Source organism: Arthrobacter sp. 05N429 (assembly GCF_056397045.1).
This window is the reverse complement of sequence record NZ_JBFTMQ010000009.1, coordinates 63,364-85,861: the sequence shown is the minus strand read 5'-3', so window position 1 is coordinate 85,861 and position 22,498 is coordinate 63,364. Positions and strand designations below refer to the sequence as shown.

Sequence of the window (22,498 nt, the reverse complement as noted above, 5' to 3'; positions counted from 1 at the left end):
GCAACCCGCCTGCGCCGCGCGATTGCACGGAAAACCGGGGACTGCGTATGTCTGGGGCCGGTCCTGCCGGGAGTAACCGGGCAGGAGCGCGGCCGGATCCGCGGGCTTGGTGTCCTGAGGCACGAAGCCGGCGGCGGGTTTTCCAGATAGCCCGATTGCCGCCTTCCGCCTGCGTGCGCCTACCCCTGTACTGGCTGGATGGAACCCCTGGACTACTTAGCGCAGGTGGGCGGCGTCGCCCGGACCGGGCAACTCCTGGCCGCCGGCTACTCCCGGACAGAAATTTCCCGACTGGCCGCTGTCGCACGCCAGCCACGGCGTGGCGTCTTTGTCCTTCCGAAGTGCCAACCCGAGTTCGAGGCAGCGGTCCGGAACAACGCCCGGGTCAGCTGTGCGAGCGCGGCAGGACACTACGGGCTCTGGCTGCGGGACACCCCCGCCCAGCACCACCTCGCGTGCAACCACGGCCGCGGACACGGCTTCGTCCGGCACCGGACGGTCAGGTTCGACGGTCATCCCACGCTGCCACTGGCCGCGGTCGAGGACGTCGTGCTGCACGCAATCACCTGCCTCGCTCCCCCGGCATCAACAGCCATCGCGACTTCGGCAATGCGCCTGCATGGCGTCCCGTTGGAACTGTTGAAGGCCCAGCTCACGGCCGACCGGTCCGGCCAGGCTCTGAAAGCGCTGCACCAGCTGGATCTGCGCGCCGAGTCCATCGTGGAAGTCGATGCCCAGCACCTGTTCCGAGCCAACGGAATCGGCTACGACGCCCAGGTCTACCTGCCTGGGATCGGCCGGGTCGACTTCCTGATCGAGGGCTACCTGATTGTCGAGGTGGATGGCTTCGCATTCCATTCCAGCCGCGAGTCCCTGCGCCGGGACCTGGGCCGAAACAACGCCTCCACATTGGGCGGCTATGCCGTCCTCCGGTATATGCCGGAGCACATCTGGTTCGAACCGGAGCGCGTCCTGGCCGAGATCCGGGCAGTGCTGGGCCGGCGTTCACAGCCCGCGCGCTGAGGTGCCTGCGCTGGCCCGACCCGCCCCTGACGTTCCTGCCCAGTTACTCCGGCACCCACGCCGGAGAACCCGCAGAATTCCGGGGCATAGCACCTCCGGGAAGCACCCCGGGAGGGAGTAACCGGGCAGGAACGCAGCAAAACCCCAACCCGGGCGCAGACCCTAGCGGCTCGCGGCGGGGACCAGCACCCAGAGGACCTCGACGGCGTCGTCCGTCGGGTTCACCCACGTGTGCGGCTCACGGCCCGGGAAGGTCACGGTGTCCCCCGTATGCAGTTCGAATTCCTCATTGGTGAGAATCAGCCGGATGCTGCCCCGGACAACGTGGAGCACATCGACATCGCAGTCCACCGCGTAGAGTTCCGATTCGCCGCGGCCGCGAGGCTCGATCACGGCCTGGATGATCTGTACACGGCGCTCTGAGCGCGCGGTCAGGAGCCGCTCAACGATCCCCTCGCCGCCGAGCGAGATCCGCGGGCCTTCGTTCTTTTTGGTGAGATGCGTTTCTGGAGCGGCAAAAAGGTCGCCGATCGAAATGGAAAGCACTTGGCACAGCGTCACGAGGGACGCCACCGACGGAGAGGTGAGGTCTCGCTCGACCCGGCTGAGGAATCCCTTGGTCAGGCCGGTGGCGTCGGCGACCTGCTCGATGGTGAGCCGCTGCGACTGCCGGGCGGCGCGGATCCGGGAACCGATGGCAACGGGAACGTTGCTCGGTTCTACTGGTAGAGCCTTCATTTAGGAACCTTTCACGGCCGGCCGCTCGGCCCCATCGTTGGAGCAATACTAGCGGGACGGCGTCCGGTGGACGCCGGACCCACCCGCGACGCGTAATGCGTCTTGACTGTTACCCGGGTCACAACATACTGTTTGGCAACAAGTGTTGCCTATAAGGCAATTGCTGCCGCATAGACACGGTGGAGTACCTTACCCAAGGGACATTTCCGCTGGCAGTCCGTCACCGTACCCGTCAAGAAGCACCTGATCCCCGGCGCCATATCGTGCCCCGGCCGGGTCAGCCCTGCTCCGAACAGCTCTGAGGAGCCCTTAATGGACGCAAGTTTCGTCAACATCGCCATTGTGGTGGTGTACCTGGTCGCCATGCTGGCGTTCGGGTGGTGGGGTAAGTCCCGCACCAAGAACAACAGCGACTTCCTGGTGGCCGGCCGCCGCCTCGGCCCATTCCTCTACACCGGAACCATGGCCGCGGTCGTGCTCGGTGGCGCCTCCACGGTCGGCGGCGTCGGCCTGGGCTACAAGTTCGGCATCTCCGGCATGTGGCTCGTGGTTGCGATCGGCGCCGGTGTGCTGCTGCTCAGCCTGCTGTTCGCCAGCACCATCCAGAAGCTCAAGATCTACACCGTTTCCCAGATGCTGAGCCTGCGCTATGGCAGCCACGCCACCCAGACCTCCGGCATCGTTATGCTGGCCTACACGCTGATGCTCTGCGCCACGTCCACCGGCGCCTACGCCACCATCTTCGTGGTTCTCTTCGGCTGGGACCGCGCTCTGGCCATCGCCATCGGCGGCGCGATCGTCCTGGTCTACTCGACCATCGGCGGCATGTGGTCCATCACCCTGGCCGACCAGGTCCAGTTCGTCATCAAGACAGTCGGCATCTTCCTGCTGATGCTGCCATTCACGCTCAACGCCGCCGGCGGCTTCGAGGGCATCCGTGCCCGCGTGGATGCCAGCTTCTTCCAGATTGACGGCATCGGCATCCAGACGATCATCACGTACTTCGTCGTCTACACCCTGGGCCTGCTGATCGGCCAGGACATCTGGCAGCGCGTCTTCACTGCGAAGACCCCCACTGTCGCCCGCTGGGGCGGCGCCACCGCCGGCATCTACTGCATCCTCTACGGCGCGGCCGGCGCCCTGATTGGCCTCGGCGCCCGCGTGGCGCTGCCGGACATCGATGTCAAGGCCCTTGGCAAGGACGTTGTCTACGCAGAAGTTGCCACGCAGCTCCTGCCGATCGGCATCGGCGGGCTCGTCCTCGCCGCGGCCGTCGCCGCCATGATGTCCACGGCCTCCGGCGCCCTGATCGCGGCCGCCACCGTGGCACGCGCCGACGTCCTGCCGTTCGTCGCAAGCTGGTTCGGCAAGAACATCAACACCGATGACACCGACAACCCGGAGCACGACGTCAAGGCCAACCGGATGTGGGTCCTCGGGCTCGGCATCGTGGCGATCGTCATCGCCATCATCACCAAGGACGTCGTCGCGGCCCTCACCATCGCCTACGACATCCTCGTCGGCGGGCTCCTCGTCGCAATCCTCGGCGGCCTGGTCTGGAAGCGCGGCACCGGTGTTGCCGCAGCCGCCTCCATGGCCGTGGGTTCGGTCATCACCCTCGGCACCATGATCATCCTCGAGATCAACGCCGAGGTGCCGTTGGACGGCATCTACGCCAACGAGCCGATCTACTTCGGCCTGCTGGCCTCCGCGGTGGTCTACATTGCGGTGTCGCTGCTGACCAAGCCGACGGATCCCGCGGTCATGGCCAACTGGCACCGCCGGGTCGCCGGCGGCGCTGCCGAGGACGAACAGGTTCCTGTCCTGACCCACTAGGATCCTGGCGCGCTAAGCGGCCGGTTCGCTGCGGGACCGTGCAAGACTGCCGCCCCCACCGGCAACGAAAATAAACGACGACGGCGGTGCTTCCCTTTCGGGAGGCGCCGCCGTCGTCGTTCCACTCGCGTTCAAAAAGCGGTCCAACACCGTCGTTCCAGTCGGCGTATAAGTACCAGCTGACGTATAAGTACCAGCTGACGTATATACGGGGCTATAGGGAGCGCCGCTTACTCCGATTCCTCCGGCTGGCGGAATTCGTCCGCGTCCAGGGGCACCACCGGCTGGTCCTCGCCGAGGAAATCGTCCTTGTCCAGCGGGACGAGCCGCTCGGCCTCTTCGAGCAACTCCTCCTCCTCGGTCTCCGAAGCATCGACGGGGGTATCCTCCGCGTAGTCATAGGCCGGATCGGATTCGACCGTGTCCCTCGCCGGCTGGACGGGGTGGGATCCGCTGTTGTCCATGGTGCAACCTCCGTAGGCCCTCGGTGGCGGCTGTGGCTCCGGAGAACCCGCCGTGGGTTTCATTCGAACACCGCGAACCCGGACGGTCAAGGGCTCTACGGCCCGGCGGCGGCACCGCTACGGCCCGGCTACGGCACCGCCCAAAATTCCCCGCCGACGCCGTCCTTTTTACGGTCCGCCTAAACTCCCCGCTCAGGATCGCCAGCCGAAAATGCGCGGAAATACGAGGTACGCTAAAGACGCAATGGGGCCGAACCATGCCCTTTCAAGCCCAGGAGCTTCCGTGTCCCAGCACGCCACATCTGATCCGCACAACACCGAACCGGGCCGCCCGGAACCCCGCCACCCCGCACCCCGCCACGAGTCGCCCGCTGCGGCGCCGAGCTCCGCGGACATCAAGCGGTGGCGGCAGTACCTTGCCGACGAACGGGCCGAAGCCGCCGTCTACCGGGACCTGGCCCAGAACCGCAGCGGCGAAGAGCGCGACATCCTCCTCGCCCTGGCCGAAGCCGAAGGCCGCCACGAAGCCCACTGGCTCCAGCTGCTCGGCGACCAGGCAGGCCGCCCGCGCCCCGCCTCGCTCCGCAGCCAGTTGCTGGGCTTCCTGGCCCGCCACTTCGGCTCGGTGTTTGTCCTGGCCCTCGCCCAGCGGGCCGAAAGCCGTTCGCCGTATGCCTCCGACCCCTCCGCCACGCCGGCCATGGTCGCCGACGAACAAATCCATGAGGAAGTGGTCCGGGGGCTCGCTACCCGCGGCCGCAACCGGCTGGCCGGCACCTTCCGCGCGGCCGTGTTCGGCGCCAACGACGGGCTGGTCAGCAACCTGTCCCTGGTCATGGGCATGGCCGCCTCCGGCGTAGGCAGTTCCGTGGTCCTGCTCAGCGGCGTCGCCGGGCTGCTGGCCGGCGCGTTGTCCATGGGTGCCGGCGAATTCATTTCCGTGCGTTCCCAGCGCGAACTCCTGGCCGCGACCCGTCCCACCCAGATCACCCTGGCCGCCGCACCCTCGCTGGACATCGAACACAACGAACTATTGCTGGTCTACCTTGCCCGCGGCATGTCACGGGAAGCTGCCGAACACCGCGTCGCCGAGCGCATGGGCCTGCTGGACTGCGACTGCGATCCCAGCCTTTCCCTGCAGCCGGAGGTCCCGGAAACCCGGGACGAGCACGAAGCCGTCGGCACCGCCTGGAGCGCGGCGGCGTCGAGCTTCTGCTTCTTCGCATCCGGCGCCATCGTGCCGATCCTCCCGTTCGTCCTGGGCATGACCGGAATTGCTGCGCTCGTGGTCTCGGCCGTCCTGGTGGGCCTGGCGCTCCTGGTCACCGGCGGCGTCGTAGGCTTGCTGTCCGGCACCTCGCCCGCGACCCGCGGCCTCCGCCAGCTGGCGATCGGCATCGGCGCGGCCGGCGTGACGTATCTGCTGGGCATGGCCTTCGGCGCCGTGGTCGCCTAGTGGAGGGTCCTGAGTTCCGGGACCGGTCACCGCGTCACAGCCGCCCCCGCACCACGTGGCGGATTTTCCGCGGACTGGCGACCGCAGCCCTGATTGCCGGCGCCGCATTCCTTGCCGCCGGTTTCATCTACGGGGATCCGCGTTTCGCCGGACTCTTCGAAGTCAGCCGCGGCACCGGACCGGGCACGGCGATGGCGGGCCAGCCCGGCCAGCCGGCGTCGGCGGAGGCGGTGCGGACAGACACTCCCCCGCCCGGCGTCGAAGAGCAGGACGAGCCGCTCGGACACCCGCAGAAACCGGCCGTTGCCAGCAGCTCGTACAAGTTCCTGGCCGTGAACGACGACGGCACCCCGGTGGGCTATTCGCCGTGCCGGCCGCTGCACTACGTAGTGAACGCGGCACTGGCTCCGGAGGGTGCCGAGCGTCTGGTCGAGGATGCGATCAGGACCGTGTCCCGGGCGACCGGCATTAAGTTCGTCAACGACGGCGCGACCACCGAGGCACCCTCCCAGTCCCGCGTCCCGTACCAGCACGACGTTTACGGGGAACGCTGGGCGCCCCTGCTGATTGCGTGGACCACCCCGGACCAGGCGCCGCAGCTCAAGGGCCCGGTGATCGGCACGGGGGGCAGCACCCACTTCAGCTTCGGCGACGGGCCCAAGAGCTTCGTCACCGGCAGCCTGGAACTCGATGCCCCGCAGATCGCCGAGGACCTGGGCCGGACAGACGGCGCAGCGTACGCCACCGCGGTGATCCTGCACGAGCTCGGCCACGTGATGGGGCTGGAGCATGTGAACGACCCGGTGCAGCTCATGTATCCGGAGATCGGCGCCCCGGACGGCCTGGCCGCCGGCGACCTGAACGGCCTGTACGAGCTGGGCAAGGCGCAGTGCCGCAAGGACCTCTAGGCGCCTAGCTGTCCAGGACGGCGAGCGCCTCGTCGACCGTGTCCACCAGGAAGATCCTGCTCTCCATCCGCCGTCCCGCCGCCAGGCTCTGCAGCAGGGGCCACGCCGGATAGCGCCGGAGCCAGTGCTCACGCCCCACCAGCACCATCGGCATGATGGTCTCCGGCGTGCCGTAGTAGTTCTCACAGGCGTCCTGGAAGATCTCCTGCACCGTCCCGGCGGAGCCGGGCAGGAAGACAATGCCGCCGTTGCACAGTTCCAGCAGGATGGCCTCGCGGATGGCGTTCGCGAAGTACTTGGCTATGTGCGTGGCGAAGAAGTTTGGCGGCTCGTGGCCGTAGAACCAGGTGGGAACACCCAGCGACGGCGTGCCGCCTGGATGGCGTTCGACGACGGCGGCGGCGGACCGCGCCCACGCCGCGACAGAGGGCCGGAACCCGGGGACCGTGGCGAGGTCGTCCAGGGCCTTGCGGAAGTCATGTTCCGGGGCATCGCTCAGGTAGGCGCCGAGGTTGGCGGCCTCCATAGTGCCGGGACCGCCGCCGGTGGCAACCACCCGGCCGTCCCTTGCCAGCAGCCGTCCCAGCAGCGCGGCCTCCTCGAAAACGCTGGAACCGCGGTGCGCGGCATGCCCGCCCATCACACCCACCATGGTCCGGCCGGCACAGAGTTCCGAGCGGGTCAGCTCATCGAGGGCGTCACCGATCGAATGGTCGTGCAGGGCCGCGGCCAGGGTCGCGTCCAGGCGACGGCGCTGTCCGGGCCGGATACTCCACTGGTACACCCTGGCGTCCGGGGTGTCCTCGTAGCGCGCCTCGGTGATCCCCGCATAGAGCTCCTGCGGGGTGTAAAGCCTCCCGCGGTAAGGGTTGAACGGTACTGCCTCAAGCTTGGGGAAGATGAGGGCGCCGCGGCTGCGCAGAGAGTCTTCCACGCCGGCGTCGAACGTGCACCCGAGGAAGATTCCGCCCTGCGCCTGCATGGCCTCGAGCTGTGCCGTCCGTCCGCGCAGGTCCAGCGACTGGGCATGCCAGCCCTGCATGGACCTCGCCCCGGCCGCGACCAGCCGGTCGAAGCCGTCCAGGCTTTCGACCTCCAGCGTCCGCGGACTGGGGTGCAGGCTGCGGGCGGCACTCATCCGGGCGCCTAGCGGAGTTGATCCGGGCCGGAACCTGACCCGGCGCCGGATGCGGCCTCGGAGTTCAGGTAGGCGTCCAGCTTGGCGAGGGTCTGCTCGATGTTGGCCGGGTGGCGGCGGACGTAGCCGGCCAGGCGCAGGAGGATCCTGGCGCGCACTTCCCGCGCGTCCCACTGCTCGATGACGAGGGTCCCGGGGTTGCCGGCGGCGTCGGCCGCAGGCTCCAGCAGGTAGCGCCAGACGTGGCCGCCGAAGTGCCGCCACGCGATCCGCCGGCCCTCCTCGAACTCGCAGACCGTGTTGAGAATCTTGTAGTCCACCTTCAAGTTCATATCCATGCCGAACTTCGCACCAAGGGCGAGCCGTTCGGGGCCGCGCGGCTGGGCACCCTTAACGGTGTCGGAGCCGTCGATCACGCTGTGCAGTGCGGGGGTGGCGAGCACTTCGAAGATGGCCTTCGGAGCGGCCGCGATGAAGCGGCTGCGGGACACGAGATATCTGTTCGTCATCCGGCAATCCTAGTCCTGCGTTGTGAGGCAGAAATTGTGGTGCAGAATAAATCATGCAGACTCCGCCCCTCCCCCGCAGCAGCCGGCCACGCATCGGCATTCCCGTCCGGCTCAGCAGCTCCGCGGCCCCGGATCCGCGGGTGGCGGAGGCCAATGAGCTCTTCGACTACATCGTGGACCTGGTGCGCGACGGCGGCGGCGAACCGGTGCTGCTCACGTCACCGGAAGAGCCGCTCGAGGCGCTCGACGGCGTCGTCCTGCCGGGCGGCGGCGACCTGGACCCCCGGCTCTACGGCGAAGCACCCGGTGACGCCTGCTACGACGTCAGCCCGGCCCAGGACGAACTGGACCTGGCAGTGGCGCGGCGGTCGATCGACGCCGGGCTGCCGGTGCTCGGCGTCTGCAGGGGGCACCAGTTGCTCAACGTCCTCTACGGCGGAACACTGATCCAGGACATGGCTCCGGGGACGGTGGCGCACCGGGAGCCCGCACCCGCGCACGGAGCCGGCCCGTGGGCCTGGCACGAGGTCGAGGTGCAGGGCGGCACCAAGGTGGCCGGACTGTACGGGGGCAGCGGGGACGGTGTCTATGTGGACGGAGGAGCGGGGAACGACGGCAGCGGGAGCAACCCCGCCAACATCAACGTCAAAATTGCCTCCGGCCACCACCAGGCAGTGGCCCAGGTCGCCAAAGGACTCGTGGTGACAGCGGTGGCCGAGGACGGGACCATCGAGGCGCTGGAGGACCCGGAGCGCTGGGTTGCGTCAGTGCAGTGGCACCCCGAGGCCCTGGAACTCCCGGCCGCAGAACGGCTGGCCCCGTTCCGCACCTTTGTCGAGATCTGCCGGGGACGGTAGATTCGCGTATCTTGTCCTGACACCACGCGCTACCCCCTGATACCATTTACTTAGGTAGTATGTCCTATCAAGAGAACATATGCCGGACTAGTGAACGGCGGCCCCACCGGGTTTCCGGTCCGGGGCACAAGGGAGCGCATGAACAGTGGCTATACAAAAAGTGGCTAATCAACTTAATCTCAACATCGACCGGTCCTCCCCGGTACCCCTCTACCACCAGGTGGTCCAGGGCATTGAGGCCGCGATCCACGGCGGTGTCCTGCCCCCGGGCAGCCGACTCGACAACGAGATCGACCTTGCCGCACAGCTGAACCTCTCGCGCCCCACCATGCGCAAGGCCATGGACGAGCTGGTCCGCTCGGGGCTGCTGGTGCGCAAGCGCGGCGTTGGCACCCAGGTGGTTTCGAGCCAGGTCCGGCGCCCCCTTGAGCTGTCCAGCCTCTTCGATGACCTCAGCAACAACGGCAGCAAGCCCACCACGGACGTGCTGAGCTTCTCCCACGACGAAGCCGACGCCGCCACCCGGGCGGCACTCCAGCTTCCCGCCGGCGCGAAGGTCTACCACTTCACCCGGCTCCGGAAGGTCGGCGGGAAACCGCTGGCGCTGATGGAGAACTGGGTCCGCGATGACATCACCGCCATCGACGAAGCGCTCCTGGGCTCACAAGGCCTCTATGGGATCCTGCGCAACGGCGGCGTGAACTTCCGGCTCGCCTCACAGCGGATCGGCGCCATGATCGCCAACGACTACCAGGCGGCGCTCCTGGAAACCACCCCCGGCTCGGCCCTCGTCACCATGGAGCGCACCGCGGTGGATGACACCGGCCGCCAGGTGGAGACCGGCCACCACGTCTACCGCGCGGATTCCTACAGCTTTGAAATGACTCTGGTTCAGCGGTAGGAGCTGCCCGCGCCGGACTCCCGGGCACTGCCCGCCGCACTGAAGCCACCCACCCGCATACACCCGCGCCTTCCTCCGGCGCAGCAACGAAAGGGCAGAACTCATGGCCAACTGGGTCTATCCGCTCGGCACCGCCACCCAGGGAAAGTGGGACGTCTCGATTGGCGCGTCCGATTCGACCGTGGAGGTGGAGGGCTGGGCCCACACAGGGCTGAAGGTCGCAACGCTGGGGGCGGCGGCCGCCGTCGAACTCCCCGCCGTGGACGAGGAACGCATCGTGGTCCCGCTGAACGGCTCCTTCGCGGTGTCGGTTGAGGGCGGGGAGTACCGGCTGGCCGGCCGGGACAGCGTCTTCAGCGGTCCCAGCGACGTTCTCTACACGGGAACCGGCAAGGCTGTGACCATCAGTTCGGCCGACGGCGGACGCGTTGCCGTGGCCACAGCTCCCGCCAAAGCGTCCTACCCCACCCGCCTCGTCACGGCCGCCGAGACGCCGGTGGAACTGCGCGGAGCCGGCAACTGCTCCCGCCAGGTCCACAACTTCGGCACGCCCGCGGCGCTGGAAGCGGACCGCTTCATCGTGTGCGAAGTCCTGACCCCGGCCGGCAACTGGTCCTCCTATCCCCCGCACAAACACGACGAGGAGAAAGACGGCGAGACCAGCCTCGAGGAAATCTACTACTTCGAAACCCGGGCCGCGCTGGGCCACCCTGCACGGCCGGACCACGTGGACGCGATCGGCTACCAGCGGGTCTACGCCTCAGACGAACGGCCCATCGACGTCTCCGCGGAGGTGCGGACCGGCGACGTCGTGCTGGTGCCCTACGGCTGGCACGGCCCGGCCATGGCAGCACCGGGCTACGACCTGTACTACCTCAATGTGATGGCGGGCCCCGGTCCGGTCCGCGACTGGCTCATCAGCGACGACCCGCACCACGGCTGGATCCGCCAGACCTGGGAAGGCCAGGACATCGACCCGCGGCTGCCGTTCGGCGCCTGAGAGGGCCGCCTGAAACGGCAGGGTCTGCCGAAGACAGAGAACCCCAGAGCCTGATGGCTCCGGGGTTCTTTAGTCTTCGGCGCTCCACCCCGGCGACGGAACCGGGGTGGAGTGCCAGATCAGGGGCCCGTGCGGTGGGCCACGGCCTGGACCACGCGGACCGGCACGCCGGTGGCGAGGGATTCCTGGGCGGCGTCCGCCACGCGGGAGGCGGCCACGGCGTCTTCCGGGGTGCAGGGGTTCTCCCGGCGGCCCAGGATCAGCTCGACGAAGGCCGCCATTTCGGAGCGGTAGGCCTGGTCGAACCGCTCGGCGAAAGTGCGGTGGGGCTCGCCGGCCGGGAACGAGATCCCGGCTTCGGCCGAGGCCAGCGCCGTTTTGTCGTCCAGGCCGACCATCAGCGAACTGCGCGAGCCCTGAATTTCCAGTCGCACGTCGTGGCCGGCACCGTTGTACCGGGTGGCCGAGACCGTGCCCACGGTGCCGTCGTCGAACGTCACCAGCGCGAGGGCCGTATCCACATCTCCTGCCGCCCCGATGGCCGGGTCTCCGTTGTTGGACCCCCTGGCATAGACCTCGACGATTTCCCGGCCGGTGAGCCAGCGCAGGATGTCGAAATCGTGGACCGAGCAATCCCGGAACAGCCCGCCGGAGCTGGCCAGGAACTCGACCGGCGGCGGCGTCATGTCGCAGGTGACGGCGCGCAACGAGTGGATCCAGCCGAGCTCGCCGGCCTGGTAGGCGCGCCGGGCCTCCTGGTAGCCGGCGTCGAAGCGGCGCTGGTGGCCGATCTGCACCACGCCTTGCCGGTCCCGGACGTAGTCCAGCACGGGCAGGGCGTCCGCCACGTTCAGGGCCACGGGCTTCTCGCAGAAGACCGGAATCCCGGCGTCCACCCCGGCCTTGATCAGGTCCGGGTGGGTTCCGGTTCCCGTGGCGATGACCAGTCCGTCCAGCCCGGAGGCGAGGAGCGCCTCCACGGACGGCAGGAACTCGGCACCGAGCCCGGCTGCTATGGACCGGGCGTGGTCTTCGGCGACGTCCGTGAGCCGCAGCCGGACGTTGATGCCCTGCGGATTCAGGACGTCGTTGACCGAGGCGATGTTCTTGGCGTGCATAACGCCGATCCGCCCCACGCCGACCAGCCCGAGGATGACGTCTTTCATACTTGCGCTCCCGTGTGAAGTGCGGGCACGGTGAATGCTGCCCGGAAGGCCTCCAGGGCCGCATAGCTGTCACCGCTGGCCCAGGCTTCCATGCCCACGGTGCCGTCGTAGCCGGCTTCCGCGAGCGCCCTGGCGACGGCAGCGTAGTTGATTTCTCCGGTTCCGGGTTCGCAGCGCCCGGGAACATCCGCCACCTGGAGTTCGCCAAGGTACGGCAGGGCGTTCCGGACGAGCTCGATCAGGTTCCCCTCCCCCATTTGGGCGTGGTAGAGGTCGAGCATGAGCCTGGCATTCGGGTGCCCGGCGGCCTGCACCAGCGCCAAAGTGTCTTTGGCACGCGCCAGCGGGATGCCGGGGTGGTCGAGGATGGTGTTGAGATTCTCGAGGCAGAAGGTCACCCCGTACCTCTCGCCGAGCTTGCCCAGGCGTTCCAGGGTCCGGGCGCCGGTGGTCCACATCTGGCCGGTTGCCCGGTAGACGGGGCGGGCCGCCTGGCCGTCGATGAGTTCTGCCGGGTGCACCACCATCCGGCTCACGCCGAGCTCCAGGGCAGTGGGGATGAGCGACTCCGCCGTCCGCACTACCGCGTCCGCCGTGTCGGGATCCGCCAGGCTGCCGGCGGTATATCCCGTCATGGAGGAAAACGCCGCCCCGGTGGCCTTCAGCGCACCGATGTCCTTTGTGCGCGAATCCCAGAGTTCGACGTCGAAACCGGCCTCGTGGATCCGGCGCACCCGCTCCGTGAACGGGAGGTCGGTGAAGACCATTTCCGCGCAAACGGCCAGACGCATCAGAGGACTGCCTTTTCATGGACGGCCGCTGTGTTGACCGCCACTGGCGTCCCGCGTTTGACCGATTCGATGCAGGCCAGTGCCATGGCCAGCGCACGCCGGGCGTCCGCCGCCCCGGGCGTGAGCGCATAAGCGGCCGACGACGGCACTGTATCGTCTCTGCGGCCGTCACGCCGTGCGCGCACGGCGTCCGCAAAGTCGACGAGTTCATCCGTGTAGGCCTGCCGGAAGAGTTCCACGTTCAGGCGCGGCGTGTCGGCCGACATCCCGTCGGCGGTGTACCGGCGCGCCGCGGTTTCCGTGGCACGCCCCGCCTGCACCATGCCCTTGGAACCGAAGACCTCCCCGCGGATGTCGTAGCCGTAGAGGGCGCTGAAGTTAGCTTCGGCCACGGCGATGGCACCGTTGCTGTAGCGGATGGTCACGACTGCCGTGTCCAGGAAGCCCTGGTCCCGCAGCCCCGGTTCCACCAGCGCGTCGGCAATGGCGTAGACCTCCACGGGCTCGGCGCCTTCGTTGAACCAGTTGAGGGTATCGAAGTCGTGGATCAGGGTTTCCAGGAAGACGGTCCACGCCGGGACCCTGGCCGCGTGCGGGATGCTTCCCGTGCCCGGGTCCCGCGTCAGCGAACGCAGCAGCTGCGGCGTCCCGACCGTTCCGGCGGCCAGATCCTTTTTGGCGGCCTGGAAGTCCTCCGCGTACCGGCGGTTGAAGCCGATCTGGAAGTGCACTCCGGCTGCCTCCACGGCGGCGAGGGCGGCGTCGAGTTCGTCGAGGCCCAGTCCGGCCGGCTTCTCGCAAAAGACGTGTTTGCCGGCGGCGGCGGCCTGTGCGATCAGCGAGGAGTGGAAGCGTGCCGGGCTCGCGATGATCACCGCGTCGATCTCCGGGTCGGCAAGGATGTCGGCGGCGTCGGCCGTCACCTTGCCGGCACCGAGGACGGATGCCAGCGCGGCGGCGGACTCAACATTGGGGTCTGCGATGGCCGCGAGCTCGGCGCCGGGGACCCGGCGGACGATGCTCTCGGCGTGGAAAGCACCCATCCAGCCGGAGCCGATCAGCCCGATCCTCGCGGGCAGGGTGGCGTCGGACGGGGTGCGGTTCAGGTAAGCCAAAGGCTTGTCCTTTCGAGAATCGGGACGGCTGTTGCTAGTAGGACTTGCCCGTGGTCTGGGCCACGTCGGCGACCTCGCCCTTGACTTCCTTGACCACGTCGCCGTGGCCGCCGAGCTGTTCGAGTTCGTGGGCGAGTTCGGCGAGTTCGGCGCCGCCGGCCATTTGGGCCGTGAGTTCGTCCAGGGTGATGTCCTTCTTGTCGTAGTAGCCGATCGACTTGCCGCGTTTGAGCAGCAGGAACCGGTCGCCGACCGGGAAGGCATGGTGCGGGTTGTGGGTGATGAAGATGACCCCGAGGCCGCGGTCGCGGGCCTGCAGGATGTAGCGGAGCACCACGCCGGACTGCTTCACGCCCAGGGCCGCGGTGGGTTCGTCCAGGATCAGGACCTTCGCGCCGAAGTACACGGCCCGGGCGATCGCGACACACTGGCGTTCACCGCCGGAAAGCTGGCCGATAGGCTGCTCCACGTCGCGCAGGTCGATGCCCATCGCGGCGAGTTCCTTGAGCGTGATGTCCTTCATCTTTTCGACGTCCATGCTCTTGAACGGGCCAAAACCGGACGTCAGTTCCGAGCCAAGGAAGAAGTTCCGCCAGATCGGCATCAGCGGCACCACCGCGAGGTCCTGGTAGACCGTCGCGATGCCGACATCGAGGGCGTCCCGGGGAGAGCCGAACTTCCGTTCCTCCCCCATGATCTTCAGGACGCCGGCGTCGTGCTGGTGCAGGCCGGCGATGATCTTGATCAGCGTGGACTTGCCCGCGCCGTTGTCGCCCAGCACACACGTGACGCGGCCGTTGTCCACAGCCATCGTCACCTCGGACAGGGCGATGATGTTGCCGTAGTGCTTGCCGACTCCGTCGAGGGAGAGCAGGTGCACCGGGGTGTGGGTGAGGGGATCTTTTTCATTCTGCAGCAGCGTTTGCTGATCGATCTCTTTGGCATTCATGTTCTCGGGGCCCCTTTTACTTCAGTTCCGCGCGGCGCTTGACGATGAGGTTGACGATGGTGGCCAGCAGCAGCATCAGGCCCAGGAAGAACTTGAACCAGTCCGGGTTCCACTGGGCGTAGACGATGCCCTTGTTGGCCATGCCGAAGATGAACGCGCCGATCGCGCCGCCGATCGCCGAGCCGTAGCCGCCGGTGAGGAGGCAGCCGCCGATCACCGCGGCGATGATGTAGAGGAATTCGTTGCCCACGCCCTCACCGGACTGCACGGTGTCGAAGGCGAAGAGGTTGTGCATGCCCAGGATCCAGGCGCAGAAGCCCACGGCCATGAACAGGCCGATCTTGGTGGCCTTGACCGGCACACCGACGGCGCGGGCGGCGTTCGCGTCCCCGCCGACGGCGAAGATCCAGTTCCCGACGCGGGTCCGCATGAGCACCCAGGTGGCCACCGCGACGAGCGCGAACCAGATGAACACGGTGATCTTGATGTCGACGCCGCCGATGTTGACCGAGGAGGCGAAGATCGCCCGGGCCGAGGCGAAGCCTTCCATGTTGGAGATTGAGGGCGAGGACACGGAGCCGCCGATCAGGCGGGTCAGGCCTAGGTTCAGGCCGGTCAGCATCAGGAACGTGGCGAGCGTGACGATGAAGGACGGCAACTTGGTCTTGATCAGGATCCAGCCGTTGATGAAGCCGACGGACAAGGACACCAGCAGGGCCAGGCCAACGCCGACCCAGACGTTCGTGGTGAAATACCAGCTGAACAGCGACGCCGTCAGGGCCGAGGTGATCACCGCGACACCGGTGGAAAGGTCGAACTCCCCGCCGATCATCAGCAGGGACACCCCCACCGCCATGATTCCGATCGTGGAGCTGCCATAGAGGATGGTCGCCAGGGCGCCGGGCTGGGTAAACGTCGGGGACACCAACGCGAAGAAGATGAAGAGGACGATGGCGCCCACCAGGGCACCGACCTCGGGACGTCCGAGCAACTTCTGGAACGGACTGCGCTTGGCGACGCGCTCATCGAGCGCCGCTGACTCTGTCTTGGTCTGGGTGACGGTCATGATAAGTCTCCTAGCTGCCGGGCCGGCACCGGCCGGCCCGGCCAGCGGGCTGTTAGCGGACGCCCTGCTGGGCGAAGGTCAGGACATCGGCCGCATTTGATTTGTCGATGACCGCCGGGCCCGTCAGCACAGGCTGGCCACCGCCGATGTTGAAGCCGCCCCGCTTGTTCTGCCAGATGGCATCGACGGCTCCGTAGCCCTGCAGCCACGGCTGCTGATCCACGGTGAACAGAACTGCACCATCCACGATCTTCTGGGCGAGCTCCGCGTTGAGATCGAAACTCGCAACCTTGGCAGAGCTGCCGGCGTCAGTGACCGATTTGAGGAGAGTCAGGGTGATGGGGGCGCCGAGGCCGATGATGACGTCGGCGTCCTTGGAAGCCTGGAGCTTGGCAGTCGCGGTGGACTGAACAGAGGTCATATCCTTGCCGTCAACGTAAAGGATCTCCGTCCCCGGCACCTTCGCCTTGACGCCCGCGCACCGTGCTTCAAGTCCGACATGGCCCTGTTCCTGTATCACGCAGACCGGGTGCTTGTACCCATCATCGGCCAGCTTGGTGCCCACGGCTTGACCAGCGAGCTGCTCGTTGGAACCGAAGTGGGTGAATGCTCCCAGCTGGGAGGAAACCGATTCGCCGGCGTTCAGGCTGACGATCGGGATGCCGGCGTCAGCGGCCTTCTTCAGGACGTCTTTGAGGGCTTCGGGCTTGGCGAGCGTGACCGCGATGCCGTCGACCTTCTGGTCGATGGCCTGCTGGATGAGTTGGGCTTGGCGCCCGGCTTCGGGATCGGACGTGTAGAGGAGCTCAACGTTGTCCTTAGCCGATGCCTCCTCGGCCCCCTTGCGAACGATGTCCCAGAAGGTGTCACCCGCTGCGGCGTGGGTGATCAAGGCAATCTTGATCCGCTCAGTGGAGGCGACTTGGCCGCCGCCGGCCGCGTTGCCTGAATCTGCGGGCTTGCCGCCGGTGCTGGAACACGCGCTCAGGGCCAGCATGGGTACCACGGCCGCCACGAGGGCCGTCTTCCGCCACGAGAACTTGGTCACGATCAATCTCCTTTGATCCGGGCCACGCCGACCGCTTCATTGCGTCAGTCCGTGAGCCATCTACAACTGATCATGGTGACTTAGCTCACTAATGTCAATAGTTTGTCCTGACATTAGGATGTAATCACGTAACGATTGACTTGCGCCCCGTAAAGAAGGATCGAATTGCGGGCGTTCAGCGGGACGCTCACTGCCCGAACACGACGGCGACGGCGGCCCCGAAAGGCCGCCGTCGTCGTCGTTAGGTCCACACTGCCGCGGGGCCGCTAGGCCCGCTGGAGCTCCGCTTCCCGCTCGGAATCCGCACCAGCTTCGCCGGCTCCGATGCGTCCAGTGGCGTGTCCGGCGTCGTGCCGCTTTGCCGCGGCCGCCGCGAACGCCATGACGGCCAGGCCGAGCAGTGTGATGCCGGCGCCCGCCCAGATGGGCGAGGTGTAGCCGAGTCCGGCGGTGATGGTCACGCCGCCCATCCAGGCGCCAAGGGCGTTGCCCACATTGAAGGCGCCGATATTAGCGCCAGAAGCCAGCGTGGGCGCCGTCGTGGCGTACTTCATGACCCGCATCTGCAGTCCGGGGACGGTGGCGAAGCCGAAGCCGCCCAGCAGCACCATGGAGGCGATGGTCATCGGCTGGTTGCCGGCGGTGAGGGCGAAGACCACGAGGACAACCACGAGTGCGGAGAGCGCCACCAGGAGCGTGCGGTCCACGTTCCGGTCGGCCGCTTTGCCGCCCGCGGTGTTGCCGATGAAGAGGCCCACGCCGAACAGGATGAGCAGCCACGGCACGGTGGAGGCCGAGAAGCCGGTGACCTCGGTGAGCGTGAAGGCGATGTAGGTGAAGGCGCCGAACATGCCGCCGTAGCCAAGGATGGTGACCAGGATGGAGAGCCAGACCTGGCCGGACCTGAAGGCGCGGAGTTCACCGCGCAGTCCGCCGGCCTGGCCCGCACCGGTTTTCGGGACCAGGGTGAGGATGCCGACCAAGGCCAGAACACCGATGACCGTGATGGCCCAGAACGTGGACCGCCAGCCGGCGGCCTGGCCCAGCATCGTACCGAACGGGACGCCCAGGACGTTGGCCGCCGTGAGCCCGGTGAACATGATGGCGATGGCGCCGGCCTTTTTAGTGGGGGCGACCATGCTGGCGGCGACCACCGCGCCGATGCCGAAGAAGGCGCCGTGCGCGAGCGCCGCGATGATGCGACCGACCATCATCAGCCCGTAGTCCGGCGCGACGGCGGAGACCAGGTTGCCGGCGATGAACAGCACCATCAGCACGGCGAGCACGGGCTTGCGCTCGAAACGTGTCACGGCGGCCGTCAGGAGCAGCGCCCCGACAACGACGGCGAGCGCGTAGCCGGATATGAGCCAGCCTGCCGTGGCTTCGCTGACCCGGAAGTCGGCGGCCACTTCGGGCAGCAGGCCCATAATGACGAACTCGGTAAGTCCGATCCCGAACCCGCCGAGGGCGAGTGCAATCAGGCCAATGGGCATGGAGGAGCTCCTTCAAAAACTGTACGGAAAGAAGTGCGAAGCGTAAGATATTAGTTGCAGACGCGTTATTTATTGTTGCACAAGCAACTATACCGCGCAAGCAACTAATTTGTGGGCTGTCGACGTTCCCTGGTTTTTGGGGACCCGGCAGGCCGATCTGAAGGGAAGAACTGATGGGCATCAAGGACGACGCTGTCGAGGTCCGGGCGCAAGGCTGGCGGACCCTGGCGGCCCTGCACGGACTGATCGAGGCCGAGCTGGAACGCGCGCTACAGGCTGCGGCGCAGCTGTCCGTCGTCGAGTACACGGTGCTGGATGCGCTGAGCCGCCAGGACGGCTGGCACATGCGGATGCAACAGCTGGCCCGCGCCACCGCGTTGAGCGCCAGCGCCACCACGCGACTGGTCAACCGGCTCGAGGACCGGGGCCTGCTGACGCGGATCCTGTGCGCGGATGACCGCCGGGGAATCTACACTGAGCTCACCCCGAGCGGGATCAAGCTGCTGGAGGAGGCCCGGCCCAGCCATGACGCCACACTGGAGCGTGCGCTGGCCGAGGCGCAGGAGGTGCCGGAACTGGCGCCGCTGGTCGATGCGCTCCCCCGGCTGCACGCCGTGGTCTAGGGCGGGGCTTCCTGGTTGATGAGGCTAGGCGGTGACGGGTTGTTTGGCCGCCGCGTTCTTGAAGTGGTGCTCCAGGTCTTCCAGGCTCTTGTCCTTGGTCTCCGGAATGTACTTCGCGGCGAACGTGATGGCGCCGACGCCCAGCACGGCAAAGACGAAGAAGGTGTTGGAGAGCCCGATCGCGGCCAGGAGTTGCGGGAAGCCGAAGCCGACCAGGAAGTTCACCGTCCACAGCACAAAGGCTGAGGCGCCCATGCCGAGGCCCCGGATTTTCAGCGGGAAGATCTCGGACAGCATGAGCCACGTGACCGGGGAGATCGCGCCCTGCTGGAAGGCCAGGAACGTCACGGTCAGGGACAGGATCACGAAGCCGCGGGCGGTGCCTGCGGGCAGGATCAGGGAGAAGAGTCCGATCAGCAGCAGCGCCGCCGTCGTGCCGATCTGGCCGGTCATGAGCATCCTGCGCCGGCCCACTTTGCCCAGCAGCCAGATCCCAACGAACGTGGCCACGACCGAGATGACGCCGTTGGCGATGTTCGCCGTCAGGGCGGCCTCCCTTCCGAAGCCGGATTGGGCGAGGATCTGGGTGCCGTAGTACATGATCGAGTTCACGCCGGTGATCTGCTGGATGACGGCCAGGCCGACGCCCACGACGAAGATGCGGCGCAGCCAGGGGACGCCGAGGTCTTTCCAGGAACCCATCTTGGACTTGTAGTCCTCGACGGCCATGGCTTTGACTTCCTCGAACTCGGCCCGGGCCTCGGACTGGGAGCGGATCCGTTGCAGCACACTGAGGGTTTCGCCGAAGCTGCCCATCGAGGCCAGCCAGCGCGGGCTTTCTGGCATGAAGTTCATCCCGATCCAGAGCGCGATCGCCGGCAGGGTGGCGATGACGAGCATCCAGCGCCAGATCCCGCCGGACTCCCCGAACGTGTTGCCGAGGTAGGCGTTGAAGATGAAGGCCAGCAGTTGGCCCGTGACGATCATCAGCTCGTTTTGGGTGACGATCCGTCCGCGCCGGGCGCTCGGCGAGACTTCGGCGAGGTAGACGGGCACGGTGACGGACGCGCCGCCGACGGCGAGGCCGAGGACGAAGCGGGCCAGGATCATGACTTCGGTGTTCGGGGCGAACGTGCAGGCCAGGGTGCCGATCAGGAAGATGACGGCCAGCACCATGATCATCTTGCGCCGTCCGTTGCGGTCCGCGAGGCGCCCGCCGAACAGGGCGCCGAAGGCCGCGCCGAAGAGCAGCGAGGAGGTCACCAGCCCTTCCGTGAGCGGGGTCAGGCCCAGGTCCTCCTGCATGTACGGCAGGGCGCCGTTGATCACGCCGGTGTCGTAGCCGAAGAGCAGCCCGCCGAAGGTGGAAATGATGGTCGCTGTGCGCAGCGCCCGTTTGTGGTTTCCCGGCGCCTTCCGCTGGTGGGCGGTGGCCGTGGACGTCATACGCTCACCTTCTGGATCTGCTGCTTCATGGTCTCCAGCTGGTAGCGGGAGACCTCGGCGGCGTCGTCGTCCTCGGCGAACACGCTGGAGACCATCACGGTGTCCTCGCGGTCAAGGAAGCCGATTTCCTGCAGGCCGCCGAAGAATTCGTCCCAGTTGACGTCGCCGTCGCCGATTTTCAGGTGCTGGTGCACCCGGACCGGGTTCCCGGGCGGGTTGGTGATGTAGCGCAGCCCGTGTGAGGCGTGGTGGTCCATGGTGTCGGCGACGTGGACCAGGCGGAGCTTGTCCCCCGCCGCGCGCATAATGTCCAGCGGCGCGTTCTTCATGTGGAAGCTGTGCGAGGCCACGTAGACCAGGCCGACGTTCTTGGAGTTGAGCCCGCGGATCACCCGGATCGCGGCCAGGCCCTCCTCGACGAAGTCGTCCGGGTGCGGGTCGATCAGGAGGTCGATGCCTTCACGCTCGATAATGGGCAGCAGTTCCTCCATGGAGCGGTAGAACGCACGTTCCGATTCCTCGGCCTTCTCCGGCCGGCCGCTGAATTCGGTGTTCATCGTGCTGACGCCCAGGTCCACGGCGATCTGGATGGCACGCTTCCAGTAGCGGACGGCGGCTTCGCGCGCGTCCTCGTCCGGGCCGGACCAGCGAAGTACCGGCAGCACGGAGGCGATTTCGATCCCGGCGTCCTTGCAGGCCGCCTTCAGCTGGCCCACCAGTTCGTCGTCGGCCTTGGGGTGGTTGTAGAACGGGATGAGGTCGGCGTGCGGGGTCATCTGCATGTACTTGTAGCCTAGGTCCGCCACCACCCGGGGAAATTCGAGCAGGGTGTGCGAGTGGTGGAACGGCGTTGGATCAAGTGCGATTTTCACGTGGAACACTCCATTGTGGGTCAGTCGGGTGTGCGTGGTACGAACGAACGAACGGGAGGGGGCCGCGGCCCCCTCCCGTTGGTCCTAGCTGTACAGGGCGGGCTTGGAATTCAGCTTCACGGCGACCTTCTCGCCGTTCTTCTGCGCTTCGACGCCGGCCTCGCAACAGGCTGCGGTGGCGTACCCGTCCCAGGCCGTCGGGCCGCCGATTTCGCCGCGGAGGGCGGCGTCCACCCAGGACTGGATCTCAACGTCGTAGGCGGCGCCGAAGCGCTCCTCGAAGCCGGGCGTGACGTTTCCGCCCCAATGGCCGGCACTGCGGGTGTAGGGGCCTTTGTCGCCGCCGATGCTGACGATACCGTCTTCGAAGGAGGCTTGGGTGGCCACTTCGTAGCCGAACTTGGCGTTGACGAAGATCTCGACGTCGGCCAGGACACCGGACTCGGTTTCGATCAGCACGTGCTGCGGGTCGTGCTGGCCGGCCGGGGCGTTCTTCGTGGCCTTGCCCAGGCGGACCTGGACGGACGTGATCTCCTCGCCGGTGAAATACCGGATGGCGTCGAACTCGTGGACCACGGAATCGTTGATCAGCATCTCGTTGGTGAAGCCGGCCGGGGTGGTCGGGTTGCGGTGCTGGTGGTGCAGCATCAGCAGTTCGCCGAGTTCGGAGCTCCGGATGATGTCGCCCAGGGCGGCGTATTCGGCGTCGAACCGACGCATGAAGCCGACCTGGATGCGCTGGCGGCCCAGCTTCTCCTCGGCCTGGACGATCTTCCAGGCGGATGCGGCGTCAGGCGTGAGCGGCTTTTCGCAAAGGATCGGGATGTCCTTGGCGATCGCCTTGAGCAGGATGCCCTCGTGCAGGAAGCCGGGGGTGGCGATCAGGACGGCGTTGACGTCGCCGTTGTTGAGCGCCTCGTCGGCGTCGGCCAGGGCCACAGCGCCCGGGATTCCTTCGATGGCCGCCTGCGCCCGGGCCAGGTCGACGTCGACGACGGCGGCAACTTCGGCCCCGTGGATGCGGGTGTTGAGCCGCTGGATGTGGTCTGCGCCCATACGGCCGGCGCCAATGACAGCTACGCGGAGGGTCTTGGTCATG

22 protein-coding genes are annotated in these 22,498 nt (G+C 67.1%); 8 read left to right on the top strand and 14 right to left on the bottom strand.

The window, feature by feature from the left end:
• Window positions 1-198: 198 nt before the first annotated feature.
• Window positions 199-1,023: a DUF559 domain-containing protein gene (locus AC1DF4_RS14960; RefSeq protein ID WP_476913609.1), complete on the top strand. Its 825-nt coding sequence runs from the start codon at window positions 199-201 to the stop codon at window positions 1,021-1,023.
• Window positions 1,024-1,185: 162 nt separating this feature from the next.
• Here the strand turns inward: AC1DF4_RS14960 and AC1DF4_RS14955 are convergent, their stop codons facing one another.
• A complete protein-coding gene (locus AC1DF4_RS14955) occupies window positions 1,186-1,761 on the bottom strand; it encodes a helix-turn-helix domain-containing protein (RefSeq protein ID WP_066433908.1) in 576 nt (191 codons plus the stop codon).
• A gap of 312 nt (window positions 1,762-2,073) precedes the next feature.
• Here AC1DF4_RS14955 and AC1DF4_RS14950 point away from each other — a divergent pair, with 312 nt between their 5' ends.
• Window positions 2,074-3,597, top strand: coding sequence for a sodium:solute symporter family protein (locus AC1DF4_RS14950; RefSeq protein ID WP_476913608.1), 1,524 nt, complete (start codon window positions 2,074-2,076; stop codon window positions 3,595-3,597).
• Window positions 3,598-3,827: 230 nt separating this feature from the next.
• Here AC1DF4_RS14950 and AC1DF4_RS14945 read toward each other — a convergent pair whose 3' ends face one another.
• Window positions 3,828-4,061, bottom strand: a complete 234-nt coding sequence (locus AC1DF4_RS14945; protein WP_476913607.1) for a hypothetical protein — start codon at window positions 4,059-4,061, stop codon at window positions 3,828-3,830.
• 283 nt (window positions 4,062-4,344) lie between these two features.
• Between AC1DF4_RS14945 and AC1DF4_RS14940 the strand changes: the two genes are divergently transcribed.
• Entirely contained in the window at window positions 4,345-5,517 is a 1,173-nt protein-coding gene (locus tag AC1DF4_RS14940; protein WP_476913606.1) for a VIT1/CCC1 transporter family protein, read from the top strand.
• Window positions 5,517-6,425, top strand: a complete 909-nt coding sequence (locus tag AC1DF4_RS14935) for a matrixin family metalloprotease (RefSeq protein ID WP_476913605.1) — start codon at window positions 5,517-5,519, stop codon at window positions 6,423-6,425. Before AC1DF4_RS14940 ends, AC1DF4_RS14935 begins: the two co-directional genes overlap by 1 nt.
• 4 nt (window positions 6,426-6,429) lie before the next feature.
• Here AC1DF4_RS14935 and AC1DF4_RS14930 read toward each other — a convergent pair whose 3' ends face one another.
• Window positions 6,430-7,563 carry an LOG family protein gene (locus tag AC1DF4_RS14930; protein WP_476913604.1) on the bottom strand — a complete coding sequence of 378 codons (1,134 nt, stop codon included), beginning with the start codon at window positions 7,561-7,563 and terminating at the stop codon, window positions 6,430-6,432.
• Between the two features lie 8 nt (window positions 7,564-7,571).
• Window positions 7,572-8,072: an SRPBCC family protein gene (locus tag AC1DF4_RS14925; protein WP_476913603.1), complete on the bottom strand. Its 501-nt coding sequence runs from the start codon at window positions 8,070-8,072 to the stop codon at window positions 7,572-7,574.
• 53 nt (window positions 8,073-8,125) lie between these two features.
• Between AC1DF4_RS14925 and AC1DF4_RS14920 the strand changes: the two genes are divergently transcribed.
• The 3 genes from AC1DF4_RS14920 to iolB all read left to right on the top strand — a co-directional run bounded on the left by AC1DF4_RS14920 (window position 8,126) and on the right by iolB (window position 10,830).
• Window positions 8,126-8,929, top strand: a complete 804-nt coding sequence (locus tag AC1DF4_RS14920; protein ID WP_476913602.1) for a gamma-glutamyl-gamma-aminobutyrate hydrolase family protein — start codon at window positions 8,126-8,128, stop codon at window positions 8,927-8,929.
• A 160-nt stretch (window positions 8,930-9,089) separates the two neighbouring features.
• A complete protein-coding gene (locus tag AC1DF4_RS14915) occupies window positions 9,090-9,830 on the top strand; it encodes a GntR family transcriptional regulator (RefSeq protein WP_476913601.1) in 741 nt (246 codons plus the stop codon).
• Between the two features lie 103 nt (window positions 9,831-9,933).
• Window positions 9,934-10,830, top strand: coding sequence for a 5-deoxy-glucuronate isomerase (gene iolB, locus AC1DF4_RS14910; RefSeq protein WP_476913600.1), 897 nt, complete (start codon window positions 9,934-9,936; stop codon window positions 10,828-10,830).
• Between the two features lie 119 nt (window positions 10,831-10,949).
• On the opposite strand, the gene AC1DF4_RS14905 is transcribed toward iolB, so the two are convergent.
• From AC1DF4_RS14905 to AC1DF4_RS14875, 7 genes are all read right to left on the bottom strand, one after another.
• Complete coding sequence (locus AC1DF4_RS14905) at window positions 10,950-11,996, bottom strand: Gfo/Idh/MocA family oxidoreductase (protein WP_476913599.1); 1,047 nt, start codon at window positions 11,994-11,996, stop codon at window positions 10,950-10,952.
• Complete coding sequence (locus AC1DF4_RS14900) at window positions 11,993-12,787, bottom strand: TIM barrel protein (protein WP_476913598.1); 795 nt, start codon at window positions 12,785-12,787, stop codon at window positions 11,993-11,995. Before AC1DF4_RS14900 ends, AC1DF4_RS14905 begins: the two co-directional genes overlap by 4 nt.
• Entirely contained in the window at window positions 12,787-13,902 is a 1,116-nt protein-coding gene (locus AC1DF4_RS14895; protein WP_476913597.1) for a Gfo/Idh/MocA family oxidoreductase, read from the bottom strand. The genes AC1DF4_RS14900 and AC1DF4_RS14895 overlap by 1 nt, the downstream gene beginning before the upstream one ends.
• Before the next feature lie 34 nt (window positions 13,903-13,936).
• Window positions 13,937-14,851, bottom strand: coding sequence for an ATP-binding cassette domain-containing protein (locus tag AC1DF4_RS14890; protein ID WP_476913596.1), 915 nt, complete (start codon window positions 14,849-14,851; stop codon window positions 13,937-13,939).
• A gap of 16 nt (window positions 14,852-14,867) precedes the next feature.
• Window positions 14,868-15,917 carry an ABC transporter permease gene (locus tag AC1DF4_RS14885; RefSeq protein WP_476913595.1) on the bottom strand — a complete coding sequence of 350 codons (1,050 nt, stop codon included), beginning with the start codon at window positions 15,915-15,917 and terminating at the stop codon, window positions 14,868-14,870.
• 52 nt (window positions 15,918-15,969) lie between these two features.
• On the bottom strand, window positions 15,970-16,965 hold the full coding sequence (locus AC1DF4_RS14880) for a substrate-binding domain-containing protein (RefSeq protein WP_476913594.1): 996 nt from the start codon (window positions 16,963-16,965) through the stop codon (window positions 15,970-15,972).
• Between the two features lie 266 nt (window positions 16,966-17,231).
• A complete protein-coding gene (locus AC1DF4_RS14875; protein WP_476913593.1) occupies window positions 17,232-18,458 on the bottom strand; it encodes an MFS transporter in 1,227 nt (408 codons plus the stop codon).
• 173 nt (window positions 18,459-18,631) lie between these two features.
• On the opposite strand from AC1DF4_RS14875, the gene AC1DF4_RS14870 reads away from it, so the two are divergent.
• Window positions 18,632-19,081 (top strand): MarR family winged helix-turn-helix transcriptional regulator, encoded by a 450-nt coding sequence (locus tag AC1DF4_RS14870; protein WP_476913592.1) that lies wholly within the window; start codon window positions 18,632-18,634, stop codon window positions 19,079-19,081.
• A 24-nt stretch (window positions 19,082-19,105) separates the two neighbouring features.
• Here the strand turns inward: AC1DF4_RS14870 and AC1DF4_RS14865 are convergent, their stop codons facing one another.
• The 3 genes from AC1DF4_RS14865 to AC1DF4_RS14855 form a co-directional block, all read right to left on the bottom strand.
• A complete protein-coding gene (locus AC1DF4_RS14865; protein WP_476913591.1) occupies window positions 19,106-20,527 on the bottom strand; it encodes a sugar porter family MFS transporter in 1,422 nt (473 codons plus the stop codon).
• A complete protein-coding gene (locus AC1DF4_RS14860) occupies window positions 20,524-21,399 on the bottom strand; it encodes a sugar phosphate isomerase/epimerase family protein (protein WP_476913590.1) in 876 nt (291 codons plus the stop codon). The genes AC1DF4_RS14865 and AC1DF4_RS14860 overlap by 4 nt, the downstream gene beginning before the upstream one ends.
• 84 nt (window positions 21,400-21,483) lie before the next feature.
• On the bottom strand, window positions 21,484-22,497 hold the full coding sequence (locus AC1DF4_RS14855; RefSeq protein ID WP_476913589.1) for a Gfo/Idh/MocA family protein: 1,014 nt from the start codon (window positions 22,495-22,497) through the stop codon (window positions 21,484-21,486).
• Window position 22,498 lies beyond the last annotated feature (1 nt).

Bases quoted from the DNA above. Each gene is read 5' to 3' on its own strand.
- AC1DF4_RS14890 (WP_476913596.1), bottom strand. From the start codon at position 14,851: ATGAATGCCAAAGAGATCGATCAGCAAACGCTGCTGCAGAATGAAAAA.
- AC1DF4_RS14950 (WP_476913608.1), top strand. From the start codon at position 2,074: ATGGACGCAAGTTTCGTCAACATCGCCATTGTGGTGGTGTACCTGGTC.
- AC1DF4_RS14865 (WP_476913591.1), bottom strand. From the start codon at position 20,527: ATGACGTCCACGGCCACCGCCCACCAGCGGAAGGCGCCGGGAAACCAC.
- AC1DF4_RS14870 (WP_476913592.1), top strand. From the start codon at position 18,632: ATGGGCATCAAGGACGACGCTGTCGAGGTCCGGGCGCAAGGCTGGCGG.
- iolB (WP_476913600.1), top strand. From the start codon at position 9,934: ATGGCCAACTGGGTCTATCCGCTCGGCACCGCCACCCAGGGAAAGTGG.
- AC1DF4_RS14960 (WP_476913609.1), top strand. From the start codon at position 199: ATGGAACCCCTGGACTACTTAGCGCAGGTGGGCGGCGTCGCCCGGACC.
- AC1DF4_RS14885 (WP_476913595.1), bottom strand. From the start codon at position 15,917: ATGACCGTCACCCAGACCAAGACAGAGTCAGCGGCGCTCGATGAGCGC.
- AC1DF4_RS14855 (WP_476913589.1), bottom strand. From the start codon at position 22,497: ATGACCAAGACCCTCCGCGTAGCTGTCATTGGCGCCGGCCGTATGGGC.
- AC1DF4_RS14900 (WP_476913598.1), bottom strand. From the start codon at position 12,787: ATGCGTCTGGCCGTTTGCGCGGAAATGGTCTTCACCGACCTCCCGTTC.
- AC1DF4_RS14945 (WP_476913607.1), bottom strand. From the start codon at position 4,061: ATGGACAACAGCGGATCCCACCCCGTCCAGCCGGCGAGGGACACGGTC.
- AC1DF4_RS14925 (WP_476913603.1), bottom strand. From the start codon at position 8,072: ATGACGAACAGATATCTCGTGTCCCGCAGCCGCTTCATCGCGGCCGCT.
- AC1DF4_RS14905 (WP_476913599.1), bottom strand. From the start codon at position 11,996: ATGAAAGACGTCATCCTCGGGCTGGTCGGCGTGGGGCGGATCGGCGTT.
- AC1DF4_RS14930 (WP_476913604.1), bottom strand. From the start codon at position 7,563: ATGAGTGCCGCCCGCAGCCTGCACCCCAGTCCGCGGACGCTGGAGGTC.
- AC1DF4_RS14875 (WP_476913593.1), bottom strand. From the start codon at position 18,458: ATGCCCATTGGCCTGATTGCACTCGCCCTCGGCGGGTTCGGGATCGGA.
- AC1DF4_RS14955 (WP_066433908.1), bottom strand. From the start codon at position 1,761: ATGAAGGCTCTACCAGTAGAACCGAGCAACGTTCCCGTTGCCATCGGT.
- AC1DF4_RS14920 (WP_476913602.1), top strand. From the start codon at position 8,126: ATGCAGACTCCGCCCCTCCCCCGCAGCAGCCGGCCACGCATCGGCATT.